This window comes from Reichenbachiella sp. 5M10 (genome assembly GCF_002742335.1).
Classification (GTDB): Bacteria; Bacteroidota; Bacteroidia; order Cytophagales; family Cyclobacteriaceae; genus Reichenbachiella.
Window position 1 is genome coordinate 2,671,632 of sequence record NZ_MDGR01000007.1, and the last position, 17,694, is coordinate 2,689,325.

Genomic DNA, 17,694 nt, shown 5'->3' on the forward strand with positions numbered 1-17,694 from the left:
TCTGGAAATAGGATTTCCAAACGCGCGAATAAAATCAATGAATCAAAACAGTCGACCGAATAAAAGAGACTGCAGACAATAAAATTATGGACTTAATCATTCACCCAGACTACCCCGGCAAGTACCAATACAAATGGCACGATTACGAACCCATGAAACTCAGTGGGCTTGAGCCCTTGGTGGTGACTCCTGACATGAATTTCATCAACGTCGGCGAACGTACCAATGTCACTGGGTCGAGAATGTTTCTCCGTCTGATCAAAGAAGAGAAATTCGAAGAAGCACTCGCCGTAGCACGCAACCAAGTCGAAGGTGGCGCCCAAATCATTGACGTAAACATGGATGAGGGCATGCTCGAAGGAGCAGAGACGATGACCAATTTCCTCAACCTGATGGCGTCTGAGCCAGACATCGCCAGAGTACCTGTCATGATTGACTCATCCAAGTGGGAAATCATAGAAGCAGGTCTAAAATGTACACAAGGTAAATCTGTCGTCAACTCCATCAGTTTGAAAGTCGGCGAAGAGGAGTTTATCCGCCAAGCCAAGCTCGTCAAACAATATGGTGCTGCAGTCATTGTCATGGCTTTTGATGAAGATGGACAAGCTGACAACTATGAGCGACGAATAGAGATCGTCAAGAGGTCCTACGACTTGATGGTTGGGCCAAAGATCAACTTCAAACCCGAAGACATCATCTTTGACCTTAACATCTTCCCAGTAGCGACAGGGATGGAAGAACACCGACAAAATGCCATGGACTTCTTCAAAGCGACTCGCTGGGTGAGAGAGAACCTCCCCGCAGCACACGTCAGTGGCGGAGTGAGCAATGTCTCGTTCTCATTCCGAGGCAACAACCCCGTACGAGAGGCCATGCATTCAGCATTTCTCTACCACGCCATCGGTCAAGGCATGGACATGGGAATCGTCAACCCTGCCATGCTGGAAGTCTACGACGACATCCCAAAAGACCTCCTAGAGCACGTCGAAGACGTATTGCTCGACCGTAGAGATGACGCTACAGAACGCCTGTTGGACTTTGCCGAATCCTTCATCGGAGCAGAAAAGAAAGAAAAGAAAAACGACGAATGGCGTTCGTTGCCTGTAGGCAAAAGAATTGAGCATGCCCTTGTCAAAGGGATCGTAGAGTTCATCGATGAAGACACCGAAGAAGCTCGCCAATCTCTGGACAAACCTCTACACGTCATCGAAGGACCTCTCATGGACGGCATGAATGTCGTAGGTGACCTCTTCGGCGAAGGGAAAATGTTCTTGCCGCAAGTAGTCAAAAGCGCCAGAGTCATGAAAAAAGCCGTGGCTTATTTGACACCATACTTAGAAGCAGAAAAAGCGGAAGGAGACGCCCAAAATGCAGGAACCGTCCTACTCGCAACCGTCAAAGGAGATGTCCACGATATCGGCAAAAACATCGTCGGGGTAGTCATGGCATGCAACAACTACGAGATCGTAGATATGGGGGTCATGGTGCCCAACGAAAAAATTCTCGCCAAAGCCAAAGAAGTCAATGCAGACATCATAGGACTCAGCGGATTGATCACTCCGTCTCTGGATGAGATGGTTGATTTTGCCAAGCTCCTCGAAAAAGAAGGAGCTAAATTCCCGCTTTTGATAGGTGGAGCGACCACTTCACGCATACACACGGCAGTGAAAGTTGATCCGTGCTATAGTGGTCCAGTCGTCCACGTACTCGATGCATCACGAAGTGTACCCGTCGCAGGTGATTTATTGAGCAGCAAGAAAGAAGCCTTTGTCGCCAAGACCAAACAAGAATACCTCGAAGCGCGCGAAAATCACGCAGGGCGAACCAAAGACAAAAACTACATCAAGTGGCCGGAAGCACAAGCCAACCACTTTCAGATCGACTGGGAGACCACACCGATCACCGAACCTAAATTCATCGGCAACAAGACGTTCAACAATTACCCACTAGATGAAATCAGAAAGTACATTGACTGGACGCCCTTCTTCCAGACATGGATGCTCAAAGGCAAGTACCCAAAAATCCTCCAAGACGATGTGATCGGCGCAGAAGCGACTAAACTCTACGAAGACGCCAACAAGATGCTGGACGATGTGATCGCTAAGAGGAGTCTACAAGCCAACGGCGTGATCGGTATATACCCAGCTGTCAACACCAATGGAGACGACGTAGAAATCTCAGATCGTGCAGGCAATGCACTCACTACATTCCACTTTTTGCGACAGCAAGGAAAAAAAGGAAAGAACATCGCTAATCTGTCATTGGCTGATTTTGTAGCACCGAAAGCTTCAGGACGTCAAGACTACATGGGAGGATTTGCAGTCACCACAGGCATCGGTATCGAAAAACTCATCGAACAATTCGAAAAGGATCACGACGACTACAATGTCATCATGATCAAGGCCGTCGCAGATCGATTGGCTGAGGCATTTGCTGAGCTCATGCATGCCAAAGTCAGGAAAGAACTCTGGGCATATGCTGCAGACGAAAACCTAGAAAACGAGGCATTGATTTCTGAAAAATACAAAGGCATACGCCCAGCTCCTGGCTACCCAGCCTGCCCAGATCATACAGAAAAACCGCTCTTATTTGATCTACTCAATGCTGAAAAAGAAACAGGTATCATCTTGACCGAATCCAACGCCATGTACCCAGCATCCTCAGTGAGTGGATTCTATTTCGCCAATGAGCAGTCCAAGTACTTCGGGTTAGGAAAGATCGAAAAAGATCAAGTAACAGACTATGCCAAAAGAAAAGGCATGAGCCTAGACGAGGCAGAGAGATGGCTCTCTCCCAACCTTGCCTATGACGCCTAGCCCACTATTCCCTCCTGTTTAAACGAAACACAAAAACCTATGAAGGTTACAGAACACATAAAAAACGCCAACGGAAAGACACTCTTTTCACTTGAGATCATTCCTCCAAAAAAAGGCGAAAACGTACAAACCATATTCAATCACCTGGATCCATTGATGGAGTTTAACCCACCATTCATCGATGTGACCTACCACCGTGAAGAGTACGTCTACAAAAAACACCCAAGTGGTTTATTGGAAAAGAAAACAACACGCAAGCGTCCTGGTACAGTAGGTATTTGTGCTGCGATCCGTCATCGCTACGATGTAGACCCCGTACCACACATCATCTGTGGTGGGTTTTCAAAAGAAGAAACCGAGAATGCGCTGATTGACCTAGATTTTTTGGGAATAGACAATGTATTGCTGCTCAGAGGAGACGCCATCAAGTCTGAAGGCAAATTCATCCCTCAAGCTGATGGCAACAACTATGCGATTGACCTGCTCCACCAAGTCGACGGACTCAACAAGGGTGTCTATCTCGATGATAGTTTGGATGACCCTACGCCAACCGATTTTTGTATTGGTGTCGCTGGGTATCCAGAAAAACACTTCGAAGCACCCAATCTTCAGATGGATCTAGACTATCTCAAACAGAAAGTACAAGCAGGAGCAGAATACATCGTCACACAGATGTTCTTTGACAATGACAAATATTTTGATTTTGTAGCTAGCTGCCGTGCAATGGGAATCAACATTCCAATTATCCCAGGGCTCAAGCCCATTGCGACCAAAGCACAATCTACCATCTTGCCGAGTATATTCCATATCGACCTCCCTGTCGAACTGAGTGAAGCCCTCCAACGTTGCAAAAACAACCAAGAAGCCAAACAAATCGGTATAGAATGGGGAATCAAGCAATCCAAAGAACTGATGGAGCGAGGGGTCCCTGTGCTGCACTACTATTCGATGGGGAAATCCACAAGTGTGCAAAAAATCGCTGAGGCAGTTTTTTAAGCATACCTCGGCATATCCTTCCAAAGGACCGACTTATTCTTGATTCTCGGTTCTTTGGAAAGTCAATTGGGTCATTTCATCCAACCCTTTTTGTCTACAACCCCAGCAAACCAAACCAAAAACACCGCCACCAATATCACCAAAATGGGCATCACCACAGCTCCTGGCCCATAGACCTCCATCGATCCAGCGATAAACAAACTATGGTACATCTGTACGACGATCGCTACCAAGGACATCATGAGAACCGGCTTGGACCACTTGGCGCGAAGCATCAAACCTATACATCCTAATGTCCCTCCTAGCACTGCGATAGCAAAAGCCAATTGCGTCCAAAATGGATAATTACCATAAAGCTCACGTTCAGCATCTGGCATTGCTTGCAATGCTTCATCTGAAATAGTCACATGGTAAAAGAATGAACCGATCCCCATGATGTTCCACAACAGGAGCAACACCATAATGAACCAAAACCAGCCCGGAAGTTTTATTTTGTCAGTAGTCATTCGTCTTACGTTTAAGTCAATACTTTTCCTGCGCAAATCGCGCTTCTCCAAAATAATGAATTTCCCACTCAAACCCCAAACGATGAACACCTTACACTTACAATCCATCGCACAGGAGAGGATTTTTTATCCATTCTCAATTATATTACAGTGCAAATGAACCCATCAATGAAAATCATCGAATGCCCCCGAGATGCCATGCAAGGCTTGCATGGATTTGTCCCTACTCAACAAAAAATAGACTATATCAATCAACTCCTACAAGTCGGCTTTGACACCCTAGACTTTGGTAGTTTCGTGTCTCCCAAAGTCATCCCCCAGATGCAAGACACGAGGGAAGTCCTCAGTCATTTGAACTTAAAAAACACCAAAACTAAGCTACTCGCCATAGTGGCCAACACCCGTGGAGCACATGAGGCAGCAGAATTTCAAAGCATTGACTACTTAGGGTTTCCTCTCTCTCTATCGGAAACCTTTCAACGCAACAATACCAACAAAAGCATCGCCGAGGCACTGGAAGAACTCGTCATCATTCAGGACATCTGCAAAGAACACCGCAAGACGCTAGTTGTCTATCTATCGATGGGATTTGGCAACCCCTACGGTGACCCCTACGAAATGAACTATGTCATACAGTCCATCGAAAAACTAAAAAAACTAGACATCAAAATCATCTCTCTAGCCGACACGGTAGGTATGTCTACTCCTGAGTCAATCAAAACACTCTTTTCTACAGTCACAAAGCAGTTCACAGACATCGAGTTTGGTGTACACCTCCATGCAGATCTAGACTCCTCCATTGACAAAATCGAGGCAGCATACAAAGCAGGGTGCAAGCGTTTTGATGGAGCCATCAATGGGTTTGGTGGATGCCCTATGGCTGCTGACAAACTTATCGGCAATATCGCCACCGAAACGATACTGGCCTACTTGGATGAGAAGAGTATTTCGGTGGACTATGATGCTCGGGCGCTACGCAAAGCCATCAACATGGCTCCTTCGGTATTCTTAGGTAGGTAACCCCGCCACCGATTTGGTCAATCGATAGAGTCTACCAGGCATAGACTCAACCAAACCTGAAAACTCTAGATTCAGCAAGAGAGTCACTACTTGGTTGATGGTCAACTGACTCTTCCAGCAGAGTTCGTCCAGATGCAATCCTTTGGCAAAATCAGACAAAATAACGATAACCTTCCGCTCCTCTTCTGAATACACAGACAAATCCAAAAGTTGAGCCTTCTCCCTCTTCTTCTCTCCCGCCTTCCAACCTAGATGGTATTCTAGGTCTTTGACACTCGTATAGATCAGTGCACGTTGAGACCGCAGCAGCAAGTTACACCCTTCGGAGTACTTATTGCCGAGCTCTCCTGGAATCGCAAAAACCTCACGGTTGTACGAATACGCCAGGTTAGCTGTGATCAAAGCACCTCCCTTCTTAGCAGCCTCTACAACGATGAGTGCATCACACATACCTGCAATGATCCGATTCCTTGCGGGGAAATTATGCGCATCTGGCTTGACTCCAGGCCCATGCTCAGAGAGCAGCCCACCCGCCTGAAGCATCTCTGTAGCTACATTTTGATGTACCGCAGGGTAGATCTTGTCCAGGCCTCCTGCCAAGACTCCTATCGTATCCATACCTTCTTTTATCGCTGCTCTATGCGCCGTGACATCAATACCATAAGCCAAGCCACTCAACACCAATACATCGTGTGACTTGAGACCTTCGACCACATCGGCAGTCACTTGTTTCCCATAGTTTGTGGCATTCCTAGTCCCTACAATTCCTATGATTTTTCGATCGTTGTAGCAAGGGTTCCCTTTGTAAAACAACACCAACGGAGCATCGTTGATCAGTTTGAGTTTATCAGGATACTTGGATGAGAAATAAGGAATCACGGTGATCGATTGCACTTGACAGCTTCTCAAGCAGTCATCAGCCAATTCTAGTCCTTTGCTTTGCTGCAGTGCCTCGATGACTTTAGCTCCAATACCTGGAATTTTGAGTAGTTTGCCCTTCGGCAAATGAAATACAGACTTGGCAGAACCTGAGTAACTGATCAATTGTTTAGCCAGGACATCTCCGATTCCGGCGGTAAACTTCAAAGCAAGTACATAGCGTATTTCTTCTTCCATTTCAGAAGACTATTCATTCATAAAAACCGTCAAATGTTAATAATTAATTTCTCTGCAAACCGTCTCTCAATTGCTCCAAAAAGCCTTTGATTCCTTTTAGGGATTCGATCATATCAATTTTGTCCATGGCTGCATTGACATCATTCTTGATGAAATCCCTAGCACCGTGCAATGTATACCCCTTTACTTTGACCAAATGGTAAATCAACTTCACCTTTTGGATGTCCTCCTTGGTAAACTGCCGGTTACCCTTTCGGTTTTTCTTGGGGCTGATGATATCGAACTCGCTTTCCCAAAACCTAATCAAGGAAGTTGCTACACCTAGGTCATCAGCGACCTCCCCTATGGTGTAATATCTTTTCTCTATTTCTTTTTCTTTGTACGGCACGGTTCAGTTTTCAATATATGAAATTATCCCTGAATCATCAATCCTCAAATTGCTTTCGGGGAAATCTTTTTCGGTTAGTTCTTGAATAATACGGATCGCTCGTCCGTCCAGATCAAACTTAGGTCCACCCGCTCCGCCTTGATAGGTAGGAATAATCTGTGCTCTCAAAAATCGACCCTGCCCATCTGTACTCACCCGAATGATAGGCGCTACCCCTTTCACTCCCCTGAGATTGAACCGACCATAGGTACAGAAATTGCCCAGACTATAGGCAATGAATCGGTCTTTGTATAGATCTACGGCACGTGTAACATGAGGTCCGTGACCAAAAATCACATCTGCACCTTGGTCAATCATCTGCCTGGCAAACGCATACACATTGCCTCGATCCTCTCCATAATAATACTCCGACTCCCGCGTCACATGTTGGTGTTCATGCCCCTCTGCTCCTGCATGAAACGACACAATCACCACATCAACCATCGAATCCAATTGTGCAACCAACCGTTTGGCTTGCTCCAAATGATGAATCAAAATCGTTCCTTTGTTTGGAGAGAAAGCCACCATACCATATTTCATCCCGTCTCGCTCAAATACAGTATATGGCGCATCGATCAGCCCTGCATAATGGATCCCCACAGTATCCAATGCTTTCATGGTATTCACTCTACCTTCATCACCAAAATCCCCCGCATGATTATTCGCTAAACTCACCACATCAAACCCCGCGTCTGTCAAATTGTCGAGCATATACTCTGGTGAGCGAAACAAATAACAAACCTTAGGGTTTTTACATTGTTTCTGTTCGCCACCCTCGTTGAGAATGACTCCTTCCAAGTTACCAAAGGTCACATCTGCTTGTCTCAGTGTATCAGACACCTCGGACCACAAGTCTCGTCCTCTATTGCCAGGCAGATAGTCGGAACTAGGAAAATTGGTCCCCATCATGATATCGCCTACTCCTATGATCGTCACAGTATCCTTGAGGACACGGTACAGTGCTATCTCCACCTCTTCATCGAGAGAAGTCAAGGTGTCCTGTTTTGCTGTGACATAATAGTCCGGCACTTGAGCCACAGTATCAATCAGCACCGAATCAGGTTCAGGCCGGGTACTGGTCTGGGGTAAGTTCTGTTGGGTTTTACACCCGACCACCGCTAGAGCCAAAAGTGCCAAGACAACTATTTTATTCATACCTCAAAATTATCACGGGATTTGATAAACGGCAGGGTTGCAGTCGCATAGTTTTCCACATTGGGTCAACAAAAAACCCTTGACCAATTCAGGACAAGGGTTTGATCTTATGTCATAGTGGTTTTTCTAATAAGACCCCAACGCTTGATTTTCGATAGATGCCAGACGCAATATCTCCTCATACTCTGTAGCGTTCAAATCTTGGTAGAAAAAATACACGGGATTGATTTTCTTTCCATCCTTGATCACTTCGTAGTGCAAATGTGGTGCAGTAGATTTCCCTGTATGCCCCACAAACCCAATACACTCTCCTCGTTTTACTTTCTGACCTTTTTCTACGTTGAACTCACTCATGTGCGCATACTTGGTCACATAGCCATACCCGTGATCGATCTCGATCTGCTTGCCATAACCACCAAAACTGGTACGTATTTTTTTGACAACCCCATCGCCAGTAGTATAAATTGGCGTACCCGTGGGCGCAGAGAAGTCTACCCCTTCGTGTAGCTTCCTTGTTTTCAAAATAGGGTCTGTTCTATATCCAAACCCCGATGACAATCTTTTCAACTCCTTGTTGGAAACGGGCTGAATCGCCGGTAGTGCAGCATAAAATTCATCTTTGTTGCTAGCCATCTCAATCAAGTCATCGTAGGACTTGGTTTGGATGTACATCTGCTTCTTGAGTTTGCCTATCTTCTCATAAACCTCCACGAGCAAATCACTCCTTTCCAATCCTTTTTCGGTAATTTCTTTGTATCGATCCGTCCCCCCTACTCCTGCGTTTCGAATGGAAGATGGAATAGGCTCTGCTTCAAAAATCACTCGGTACACATTGTCGTCTCGCTCTTGGAGAGAAGACAACATCTTGGAAGCCGCCTCCATGTCATTTTGCAACAGATCGTAATAGTATAGCAACTCTTCGTTTTCTTTCTCGAGCTGTGCGACTACAGGTGACTTGAAATACTTATTGTATACAATAAACATCCCTACCGACAACATCACTGAGAGCGATAAAAATCCTAATGCATTCAAGATAATATCCCAGGTGGACACCTTGACTCGCTCATATTTACACGATTCCGTGTCGTAATAGTATTTTATTCTAGCCATATATTATTCAGAATATCTAACTTTGTGCTTCGATTCAGGTGGTAGTTAATATTTTCGTCCTACGGCTTAAAACATTAAATATAACCGCAATTTAATAACAAATATTAAAACAAAAGAAAATCAGCCTTCAAGTTGGCTGAATGAGGATAACATAGATGAATTCCAAGGAGATTAGAAAACGCTTTTTAGACTTTTTTGAAAGAAAACAGCACGAAATAGTACCTTCCGCCCCGCTCGTCATTCACAACGACCCTACGTTGATGTTTACCAATGCGGGAATGAATCAATTCAAAGATTTTTTTCTTGGAAATGCCGACCCCTCGTCCAAGCGAGTAGCCGACACGCAGAAGTGCCTTAGGGTATCCGGCAAACACAATGATCTCGAAGAGGTAGGCCTAGACACCTACCACCATACGATGTTTGAAATGCTCGGCAACTGGTCGTTTGGTGACTATTTCAAAAAAGAAGCCATACAATGGGCTTGGGAACTACTCACCGAAGAATTCCAATTGCCAAAAGATCGCCTCTACGCCTCTGTGTTTGGAGGAGATGAAGAGGACGACATGCCTTTGGATCAAGAGGCTCTAGACTTCTGGAAAGCCATCCTACCAGAGGAGCGCATCGTCTATGGCAACAAGAAAGACAACTTCTGGGAAATGGGAGAAACAGGACCTTGTGGCCCATGCTCAGAAATCCATATAGACCTCCGTCCTCAAGAAGAAGTAGACCAAATACCTGGCAAAGACTTGGTCAATATGGATCATCCACAGGTCGTCGAGATTTGGAACCTCGTATTCATGCAATTTAACAGAATGGCAAATGGGTCGCTTGTCAAACTCCCTGCCCAACACGTAGATACAGGGATGGGCTTTGAGCGTTTGGCCATGGCCATCCAACAAAAAACTTCCAACTACGATACTGACGTATTCACACCTCTCATCAATGCCATCGCTCAAAAAGCCAACGTAACCTATGGTAACGAAGAGAAGACTGACATTGCACTACGCGTCATCTCAGACCACATCCGTGCCATAGCCTTTACCATAGCGGACGGTCAACTCCCCTCCAACAACAAAGCGGGCTATGTCATTCGACGTATCTTGAGAAGGGCCGTACGCTACGGCTACACCTTCCTCAATTTCAAAGAGCCTTTCCTTTTTGAGTTGGTCGAAGTATTGGCGGAGCAATTTGATGGAGTATTCTCAGAACTCACTTCACAAAAGGATTTTGTTGCCAAGGTCATTCGCGAAGAAGAGTCTTCTTTTCTGCGTACTTTGGACAAGGGGCTAAACAAACTAGAGGTCATCAAAAAACAAGTCGAATCTACCACCAAAATGATAGATGGATCGACAGCTTTCGAGCTCTACGACACCTATGGATTCCCTTATGATCTTACGTCGCTCATCGCTCGTGAAAACGGACTAAGTGTAGACGAGGAAGGTTTTAAGAAAGAAATGGAGGTTCAAAAAAACCGCTCGAAAAAAGACGCCGCTACAGCCAAGGGCGACTGGATAGAAGTCAAAATCATTGATGAGGTTCAATTTTTAGGATACGATGCAGTCACTGCCATCGCACAAATCTCTCGCTATCGTGAAGTCGAAGAAAAAGGAAAAACACTCTACCACATCGTGCTAGATCAGACTCCATTCTATGCAGAAAGCGGTGGACAAGTGGGCGACACAGGCTATTTAGCTGATGGTGACGAAAAAATCAGTATCATCGACACCAAAAAAGAAAACAACCTGATCATCCATCATGCGAACAAACTACCTAGCAATCTCGAAGCTCATTTTGATGCAGTAGTCAATGTGACCAAAAGACGTTTGACTGAGAACAACCACAGTGCTACTCACCTCCTGCACGCTGCATTGCGTGAAGTACTCGGAGAGCATGTACAACAAAAAGGCTCATTGGTCAATGAAAAAATCTTGCGCTTTGACTTTTCTCACTTTGCCAGAATGACCGATGAAGAAATACTTGCAGTAGAAAAAATCGTCAATAGCAAAATCAGGGCAAACATCACTCTCGACGAACAGCGAAACGTACCGATCGAAGAGGCTAAAAAACTGGGCGCAATGGCTCTTTTCGGTGAGAAATATGGAGATTTTGTCCGAGTGATCACATTTGACAAAAACTACTCCGTCGAACTCTGTGGTGGAACTCATGTCCCCGCAACTGGCAACATCGGACAGTTCAAAATAGTATCTGAAGGGTCTGTCGCAGCGGGTGTTCGACGCATCGAGGCATTGACCGCAGAATCTGCCGAAAACTTCAACTTGAAGCAAGCCGCAATTTTGCAGCAAGTCAACGAACTACTCAACAACCCTAAAGACCCCGTCAAAGCCATAGAGGCTTTGGTCAAAGAAAAACTCGACTTGACTAAGGAAATCGAAGAAGTCAATGTAGAAAAGAGCAAGCAACAAAAAATAAACTTGCAACAAAAAATAGAAAGCACGAATGGCCTCAATGTACTGATCCAACAAGCCGAACTGCCCAATGCAGAAGCATTGAAAAAAATTGCCTTCGAATTTAAAAACGAGGTAGAGAACCTAATCCTGATAATTGCTGCTAATATTGCGGACAAGCCACAAGTGGCCGTGATGATCTCCGACAACCTCATAGAGACGTATGACCTACACGCTGGCAATATGGTTCGTGAGCTAGCCAAAGAAATCAAAGGAGGAGGTGGTGGACAGCCCTTCTTCGCGACAGCAGGAGGCAAGGATCTCAAAGGACTGCCCCAAGTGGTAGCCAAAGCAAAAGAATTAATCAAGAGTGTGACTAGTCATTGATAAGATTTGAAAGAAAAAACATCTAAATACGAACTGGTAGTTGGTCTGGAAATCCATGTCCAACTTGCCACAAAAAGCAAGTTGTTTGCTTCTGACAAGAATAGCTTTGGTGACGCGCCCAACACCAACGTAAGTCCAATCACTTTGGCCCACCCTGGTACATTGCCTAAGCCCAATACCAAGGCCATTGAATATGCCATCAAAATGGGTTTGGCGTGCAACTGTGAGATCGCCAGGACTACTTCTTTTGACAGAAAAAACTATTTCTATCCAGATCTACCAAAAGGCTACCAAACCACGCAAGACAACCAACCGATTTGCATCGGAGGATACCTAGACGTCAAAAGTGGTGAAGCCATGAAACGTATCAATTTCAACCGTATCCATATCGAAGAGGATGCAGGAAAGTCAATCCATGACTCGACGCACACGGGCACCTTGTTAGACTACAACCGTGCGGGCACTCCCCTCATTGAGATGGTAACTGAACCAGAAATATCAACCGCCGAAGAAGCAGGAAACTTACTCACCGAAGTACGACGGATTGTCCGATTCCTAGGTGTAGGAGATGGCAACATGGAAGAAGGCTCTTTGCGTTGTGACGCCAATATATCCCTCAAAAAGAAAGGTTCTGATGTGCTAGGTCGTAAAGTAGAAATCAAGAACATGAACTCAATACGCAACGTACAGCGTGCGATTCAGCACGAAGTACAGCGTCAAAGTCACTTGCTTGACCAAGGCAAAACAGTCAAACAAGAAACCAGAGGGTTCGATGATTCCACAGGTAAAACAACCTCACAACGTACCAAGGAAGAAGCCAACGACTACCGCTATTTTCCCTGTCCTGACCTGCTCCCAATCCGTATTCCAGAATCTTACCTCTCGGAGATCAAAGCTTTGATGCCCAAGTTGCCTGCAGAAATAGCTCAAGAGCTCCAAGACCAATACAAACTCAGCGAATACGATGCAGAAATAATCGCCGAGTCAGAAAGCCGTGCAGACTACTTCTTTCATACAGCGAAGCTCTGCAAGCACTATAAGAAAATAGCCAACTGGATCATCGGACCGATCACCAACCATCTCTCGGCCAACGGCCAAGACATGACGAACCTGACGATCACCGCTGAGCGACTCCATGAACTCATTGAGCTCGTCGAATCAGGCAAACTCAACTACACCACAGCCTCTACGAAGGTATTCGAATCGATGATCGCTCAACCCGAAAAGTCTGCCAACGAAGTAGCCAAAGAATTGGCCTTGTTTCAAGACAACAACGAATCGGAGCTTCAAAAAGTAGTAGACGAAGTTTTGAAAAACATGCCTGACAAAGTCCAAGCCTTCAAAAAAGGAAAAAAGGGATTGCTTGGTCTATTTATGGGAGAAGTCATGAAGAGATCCAAAGGCAAAGCAAACCCGCAGATCGCAACCAAACTCATCAACGAATCTCTAAAAAAGTCCTAAACCTTTGCCACGCACTAGCGTTGGCATCTAGAAAACAAAACAAAATGAAGAATACGTTCCTATTTGCACTATGCCTATTGGCTCTAGCCTGTACTCCCAAAAAAGAAGGACTGAAATTATCGGGTACTTACGACACTCCTATATCGGATCAATTGGTAAAAGTGGAGTTGGTCAAAAACAATGAACTCACCGTCATCGATTCGTTCTACCTAGAAACCCCAGGTCAATTTGAGAGAAACATCACTTTGGACGAACCTTCTTTCCTTAGACTCAACTTCTACAACAAACACATCGTCAACATGGTCCTCTCCAATGAAGACGAGGTGATGCTGATCAAAACAGAAGACGATATCAATCAACCCTATCGACTCTCAGGGTCAAAGGACACTGACTACATCTACCGTGTAAGCAATCTCAAAAAAGACTTTGAAGCCCAAATGCAAGGATTGAATGCGAGATTCATCGAGGCTCGCAACAACAATGACATGGCTGCTCTAGAAGATATTCGTCAAGAATACATGACCATGCAAACTGCCAACACCAAAGCCATCAAAAAAGAAATATGGGAGATGGATTATTCTATCGCAGGTTTGCTCTCAACTTCCTTTTTGGACGAAGAGAATGAGTTTACATTCTTGGACAGCCTATCTATCAAATACGGTCGTGAGCTCCCCAATTCTACTTATACGATCGCTCTCCAAGATCGAGTCAACAACATGAGAAGTCTGGCAATAGGTTCGGAGGCTCCAGAAATCAACCTCCCCAACCCAGAAGGAGAATCTATCAAGTTGAGTTCGCTAAGGGGCAGCTACGTACTGGTTGATTTTTGGGCTGCATGGTGTCGCCCTTGCCGTCAAGAAAATCCAAACGTCGTTCGTATGTATAACGAATACCACAACAAAGGTTTTGACATATACAGTGTCTCCCTAGACAAAAAGAAAGATGCTTGGGTACAAGCCATCGCACAAGACAACCTCACTTGGACACACGTATCTGATCTAAAATACTTCCAATCTGAGGCAGCCGCACTGTATCAAATCAATGCCATACCTGCTACCTACTTGATAGGTCCTGATGGTAAAATCATCGCTAAAAACCTTAGAGGGCCAGAGCTAGAAGCAAAACTCAAAGAGATCTTTGGGTAAGATATAAGGCTATAGAAACATCTGCTGCAATGCAGCCCATAGCTGTTTTCGATATTCTACGGAAGCGGCTATGGTTGTCAAATCATGAGCCATGATGATTTGTTGTCGCCCAGTGCTTTTCAGCACGTAAGGTGCCACTACTCCCATACCATGAGCATGAGTAAACGCAATAATCTTAGGGTTGGAAGGTTCTCCAGTCACAGGGTATTGAGCCACATTTCTACTTTCGACATCTCCCCATTGCAGTTTGACTGCCCCCAGTATCTTCTGTAGATACGCCAACTCAGGAGCTTTCATTTCTGCCTCCTCTTTGTTTTCATACAGTACCAATACGGACTTTCCTTTCGACTGATACATTGCTACAGGCTCCTTTGCTCCAGCTTTCGTCTCGACATCAGCAGCCTCAACCACTCCGTCCTCCTCCTCAACCAACAGATTTGGCTGTGACGTAGCAACTTGTTCTACCAGTAGAGCATCATCGATGAGATAGATATTCTCATGAAAGAGATACTTCAAAAAAGCCTTATTTTGACTACTCATCGAAAAAAATAGATTTTAGTTCATTCGCCTCTGTTGGCTTCATTCTGTTGGCCAATACTAAACGTAACTGTCTACGCCTCAAAGCCCCCTCATAATGCACTTTTTCACTTTCAGTCTGAGGTTCTACTTCGGGTACAGGCCGAGGTTTCCCTTCATCATCTACTGCGACGAAGGTATAATATGCTGAATTACTTTGCTTGATTTTTCCTTCTGGAATATTTTCGGCTGTCACGGCAATAAACACTTCCATGGATGAATTGAAGGCACGGGTTACTTTCGCTTTGAGTGTCACCACTTCTCCTAATGCTATGGGCTGAGAAAAAGACACATTGTCTACAGAAGCAGTCACCACGATACTACTCGAATGCCTCTGTGCACAAACTGCTGATGCAATATCCATCAAGTGCAACAAACGACCTCCCATGAGGTTATTTAGTGTATTGGTATCATTTGGCAGCACCAATTCGGTCATGATCACTTGTGACTCTGCCGGGGTCTTTGTTGTCCTATTTATCATCGTTTCAATTTTTCCAGCCATTGTCGCCTAACAATGGCACAAAGCTAAAGTTGTTAAATTCTTCACGAACTATTTGATTTTCACTTACTTTGGAGACACGCAGCATTTTCTGTGTATTGAGATCTCCTACAGGAATAATGAGCTTCCCTCCTAGTTTGAGCTGCTGTACAAGTGGTTCGATCGCTTGTATCGGTGCTCCTGCTGTGACAATGATGCCATCATAGGGACCTAACGATGGACACCCCTGTGAGCCATCTCCAACCAAAAAATTAGCATGATACCCCATCTTCCCCAAAACCTGACGAGCCAACATTGACAGCTTTTCTTTGTACTCAATCGTCACAACCTCTGCGCCCAATTCAAGTAGGACACAACATTGATACCCAGAACCAGTCCCTACTTCTAGGACTTTGGAACCAGGGGTAATCTCCAATAGGTCACTTTGAAAGGCCACCGTATAAGGCTGTGAGATAGTCTGCCCTTCAGCAATGGGAAAAGCCTTGTCCTGGTAGGCGTGGCTTTCAAAAATCTCATCAAAAAACACATGGCGAGGCACGGTACCAATTGCATCCAATACTTGCTCATTGTTGATCCCTTTCTCTCGAAGTTTGCGCACCAAAGTGCGCCTCATTCCTTTGTGTTTGTACGTATCCTTTACTCCCATTTTGATGTCAAAAATAGGGCAATATTTGACAACTGACCTTCCTGTCAAAACATATTTTGACTAACATTACAAACTCAACACATCAAGACCTACAGAGTATGTTTACTGGAATCATCGAGACAATTGGAAAGGTCATTTCCATACAAAAAGAAGGGAGCAACATCCACTACACAATCCATAGCTCCATCAGCAATCAACTAAAAATCGATCAAAGTGTGGCGCACAACGGAGTGTGTCTAACTGTGGTAGCCCTAGATGAAAACACTCATACGGTCACAGCTGTGGACGAAACCCTGCGCAAGACCAACCTAAAAACCCTCTCTGAAGGCCAAATAGTCAACCTCGAGCGTTGCATGATCGCGAATGATAGGCTTGACGGTCATATCGTCCAAGGGCATGTCGACCAAACGGCCACATGTACAGGAAAAGAAACTTTGGACGGTAGCTGGATTTTTGATTTTGAGTACGATGCTTCTCTAGGCAATATCACTGTTGAAAAAGGCTCCATATGCATCAATGGGGTAAGCTTAACCTGTTTTAAGTCTGGAGACAACCATTTTTCTGTCACCATAATACCCTACACTATGGAACATACCAACTTTCATGAACTCAACACGGGAGATGAAGTCAATCTGGAGTTTGATATAATTGGGAAATATGTTTCTAAACTTTTAAATAAAGGGTAAATTAACCTTTTTGAATACTAACCCTCCTATTACATGGCATTGAAATGCATGGTCGTCGATGATGATGAGTTGGCAAGACTCATGATTCGCAAATACGTTGAAAAAACAGACTTTCTGGAGCTCACCCATGAACTATCCAGTGGAATCGAAGCTTCCAATATCCTCCTACAAAAAGATAACCCTGACGTAGACATCATCTTTCTAGATGTGGAAATGCCAGAAATGTCAGGAATAGAGCTAATGGAATCTTTGACGTCTGACTATCAGGTGATCATGATTACTTCTGCAGAAAAATATGCCGTTCGTGCATTCGAAAAAAATGCTACAGACTACTTAGTCAAACCTTTCAGTTATGGGAGATTCCTCAAAGCAGCGGTCAAAGCAAACGAAACATTAGAGAATCTACGTAAAAAAGCAGAGACATTCCACGAGCTTTATGTCAAGTCTGATTCACGTATCTACAAAATAGTTCTTGACAACATTCTGTTTATCGAAGCAATGGCTGACTATGTGATATTCAATACGATCAAGGGCAAGCATATCGTACACCACACCATGAAGGGAATCGAAAAAAAATTACCGAGCAGCCTGTTTGGTCGCGTTCATAGATCGTACATCATTAACTTTGACAAGGTCGAGTACTTTGAAGACATGAACGTCGTGATCAATGAAAAATACATCCCAGTGGGTGTCTCATATCGTGAGAAAGTCTTTGATAGACTCAACATGCTTTGATCTGATCT

General features: G+C 44.7%; 16 protein-coding genes. 8 read left to right on the plus strand and 8 right to left on the minus strand.

All coding sequences use genetic code 11. The features are described 5' to 3' along the window. Nucleotides 1-86: 86 nt before the first annotated feature. Together metH and metF are read left to right on the plus strand one after the other, a co-directional pair. Nucleotides 87-2,816, plus strand: a complete 2,730-nt coding sequence (gene metH / locus BFP72_RS10625) for a methionine synthase (protein WP_099599119.1) — start codon at nucleotides 87-89, stop codon at nucleotides 2,814-2,816. Between the two features lie 39 nt (nucleotides 2,817-2,855). Next, nucleotides 2,856-3,812: a methylenetetrahydrofolate reductase [NAD(P)H] gene (gene metF / locus BFP72_RS10630; RefSeq protein WP_099599120.1), complete on the plus strand. Its 957-nt coding sequence runs from the start codon at nucleotides 2,856-2,858 to the stop codon at nucleotides 3,810-3,812. Nucleotides 3,813-3,883: 71 nt separating this feature from the next. Here the strand turns inward: metF and BFP72_RS10635 are convergent, their stop codons facing one another. Then, a complete protein-coding gene (locus BFP72_RS10635) occupies nucleotides 3,884-4,318 on the minus strand; it encodes a hypothetical protein (protein ID WP_099599121.1) in 435 nt (144 codons plus the stop codon). A 168-nt stretch (nucleotides 4,319-4,486) separates the two neighbouring features. Here BFP72_RS10635 and BFP72_RS10640 point away from each other — a divergent pair, with 168 nt between their 5' ends. Continuing rightward, complete coding sequence (locus BFP72_RS10640) at nucleotides 4,487-5,338, plus strand: hydroxymethylglutaryl-CoA lyase (RefSeq protein WP_099600756.1); 852 nt, start codon at nucleotides 4,487-4,489, stop codon at nucleotides 5,336-5,338. Here the strand turns inward: BFP72_RS10640 and dprA are convergent. From dprA to BFP72_RS10660, 4 genes are all read right to left on the minus strand, one after another. Next, nucleotides 5,327-6,454 carry a DNA-processing protein DprA gene (gene dprA / locus BFP72_RS10645; RefSeq protein ID WP_099599122.1) on the minus strand — a complete coding sequence of 376 codons (1,128 nt, stop codon included), beginning with the start codon at nucleotides 6,452-6,454 and terminating at the stop codon, nucleotides 5,327-5,329. The two genes, BFP72_RS10640 and dprA, sit on opposite strands and share 12 nt — an antisense overlap. A gap of 43 nt (nucleotides 6,455-6,497) precedes the next feature. Then, the gene (locus BFP72_RS10650) at nucleotides 6,498-6,842 is read right to left on the minus strand and encodes a MerR family transcriptional regulator (RefSeq protein WP_099599123.1); all 345 of its coding nucleotides are present in this window, start codon (nucleotides 6,840-6,842) and stop codon (nucleotides 6,498-6,500) included. Between the two features lie 3 nt (nucleotides 6,843-6,845). Then, the gene (locus BFP72_RS10655; RefSeq protein ID WP_099599124.1) at nucleotides 6,846-8,036 is read right to left on the minus strand and encodes a CapA family protein; all 1,191 of its coding nucleotides are present in this window, start codon (nucleotides 8,034-8,036) and stop codon (nucleotides 6,846-6,848) included. 126 nt (nucleotides 8,037-8,162) lie between these two features. Next, nucleotides 8,163-9,146: a M23 family metallopeptidase gene (locus BFP72_RS10660; RefSeq protein ID WP_099599125.1), complete on the minus strand. Its 984-nt coding sequence runs from the start codon at nucleotides 9,144-9,146 to the stop codon at nucleotides 8,163-8,165. A 155-nt stretch (nucleotides 9,147-9,301) separates the two neighbouring features. Here BFP72_RS10660 and alaS point away from each other — a divergent pair, with 155 nt between their 5' ends. The 3 genes from alaS to BFP72_RS10675 are packed head-to-tail and all read left to right on the plus strand — an operon-like array spanning nucleotide 9,302 to nucleotide 14,544. Then, a complete protein-coding gene (alaS, locus tag BFP72_RS10665) occupies nucleotides 9,302-11,938 on the plus strand; it encodes an alanine--tRNA ligase (protein WP_099599126.1) in 2,637 nt (878 codons plus the stop codon). Nucleotides 11,939-11,944: 6 nt separating this feature from the next. Beyond that, complete coding sequence (gene gatB / locus BFP72_RS10670) at nucleotides 11,945-13,399, plus strand: Asp-tRNA(Asn)/Glu-tRNA(Gln) amidotransferase subunit GatB (protein ID WP_099599127.1); 1,455 nt, start codon at nucleotides 11,945-11,947, stop codon at nucleotides 13,397-13,399. A gap of 44 nt (nucleotides 13,400-13,443) precedes the next feature. Continuing rightward, a complete protein-coding gene (locus tag BFP72_RS10675; RefSeq protein ID WP_143520035.1) occupies nucleotides 13,444-14,544 on the plus strand; it encodes a peroxiredoxin in 1,101 nt (366 codons plus the stop codon). Nucleotides 14,545-14,553: 9 nt separating this feature from the next. Here BFP72_RS10675 and BFP72_RS10680 read toward each other — a convergent pair whose 3' ends face one another. The 3 genes from BFP72_RS10680 to BFP72_RS10690 are packed head-to-tail and all read right to left on the minus strand — an operon-like array spanning nucleotide 14,554 to nucleotide 16,232. Further along, nucleotides 14,554-15,084 (minus strand): hypothetical protein, encoded by a 531-nt coding sequence (locus BFP72_RS10680; protein ID WP_099599129.1) that lies wholly within the window; start codon nucleotides 15,082-15,084, stop codon nucleotides 14,554-14,556. Further along, nucleotides 15,077-15,601 (minus strand): acyl-CoA thioesterase, encoded by a 525-nt coding sequence (locus tag BFP72_RS10685; RefSeq protein WP_099600757.1) that lies wholly within the window; start codon nucleotides 15,599-15,601, stop codon nucleotides 15,077-15,079. The genes BFP72_RS10680 and BFP72_RS10685 overlap by 8 nt, the downstream gene beginning before the upstream one ends. A 4-nt stretch (nucleotides 15,602-15,605) precedes the next feature. Further along, nucleotides 15,606-16,232: a protein-L-isoaspartate(D-aspartate) O-methyltransferase gene (locus BFP72_RS10690; RefSeq protein WP_255397191.1), complete on the minus strand. Its 627-nt coding sequence runs from the start codon at nucleotides 16,230-16,232 to the stop codon at nucleotides 15,606-15,608. 131 nt (nucleotides 16,233-16,363) lie between these two features. Between BFP72_RS10690 and BFP72_RS10695 the strand changes: the two genes are divergently transcribed. Both BFP72_RS10695 and BFP72_RS10700 read left to right on the plus strand, forming a co-directional pair. After that, the gene (locus tag BFP72_RS10695) at nucleotides 16,364-16,951 is read left to right on the plus strand and encodes a riboflavin synthase (protein ID WP_099599131.1); all 588 of its coding nucleotides are present in this window, start codon (nucleotides 16,364-16,366) and stop codon (nucleotides 16,949-16,951) included. A gap of 33 nt (nucleotides 16,952-16,984) precedes the next feature. Continuing rightward, nucleotides 16,985-17,686, plus strand: coding sequence for a LytTR family DNA-binding domain-containing protein (locus BFP72_RS10700; protein ID WP_099599132.1), 702 nt, complete (start codon nucleotides 16,985-16,987; stop codon nucleotides 17,684-17,686). Nucleotides 17,687-17,694: the final 8 nt, after the last annotated feature.

Bases quoted from the DNA above. Each gene is read 5' to 3' on its own strand.
- BFP72_RS10655 (WP_099599124.1), bottom strand. From the start codon at position 8,036: ATGAATAAAATAGTTGTCTTGGCACTTTTGGCTCTAGCGGTGGTCGGG.
- BFP72_RS10660 (WP_099599125.1), bottom strand. From the start codon at position 9,146: ATGGCTAGAATAAAATACTATTACGACACGGAATCGTGTAAATATGAG.
- metF (WP_099599120.1), top strand. From the start codon at position 2,856: ATGAAGGTTACAGAACACATAAAAAACGCCAACGGAAAGACACTCTTT.
- BFP72_RS10680 (WP_099599129.1), bottom strand. From the start codon at position 15,084: ATGAGTAGTCAAAATAAGGCTTTTTTGAAGTATCTCTTTCATGAGAAT.
- BFP72_RS10635 (WP_099599121.1), bottom strand. From the start codon at position 4,318: ATGACTACTGACAAAATAAAACTTCCGGGCTGGTTTTGGTTCATTATG.
- BFP72_RS10690 (WP_255397191.1), bottom strand. From the start codon at position 16,232: ATGAGGCGCACTTTGGTGCGCAAACTTCGAGAGAAAGGGATCAACAAT.
- BFP72_RS10640 (WP_099600756.1), top strand. From the start codon at position 4,487: ATGAAAATCATCGAATGCCCCCGAGATGCCATGCAAGGCTTGCATGGA.
- metH (WP_099599119.1), top strand. From the start codon at position 87: ATGGACTTAATCATTCACCCAGACTACCCCGGCAAGTACCAATACAAA.
- BFP72_RS10695 (WP_099599131.1), top strand. From the start codon at position 16,364: ATGTTTACTGGAATCATCGAGACAATTGGAAAGGTCATTTCCATACAA.
- BFP72_RS10700 (WP_099599132.1), top strand. From the start codon at position 16,985: ATGGCATTGAAATGCATGGTCGTCGATGATGATGAGTTGGCAAGACTC.
- dprA (WP_099599122.1), bottom strand. From the start codon at position 6,454: ATGGAAGAAGAAATACGCTATGTACTTGCTTTGAAGTTTACCGCCGGA.
- alaS (WP_099599126.1), top strand. From the start codon at position 9,302: ATGAATTCCAAGGAGATTAGAAAACGCTTTTTAGACTTTTTTGAAAGA.
- BFP72_RS10675 (WP_143520035.1), top strand. From the start codon at position 13,444: ATGAAGAATACGTTCCTATTTGCACTATGCCTATTGGCTCTAGCCTGT.
- BFP72_RS10685 (WP_099600757.1), bottom strand. From the start codon at position 15,601: ATGATAAATAGGACAACAAAGACCCCGGCAGAGTCACAAGTGATCATG.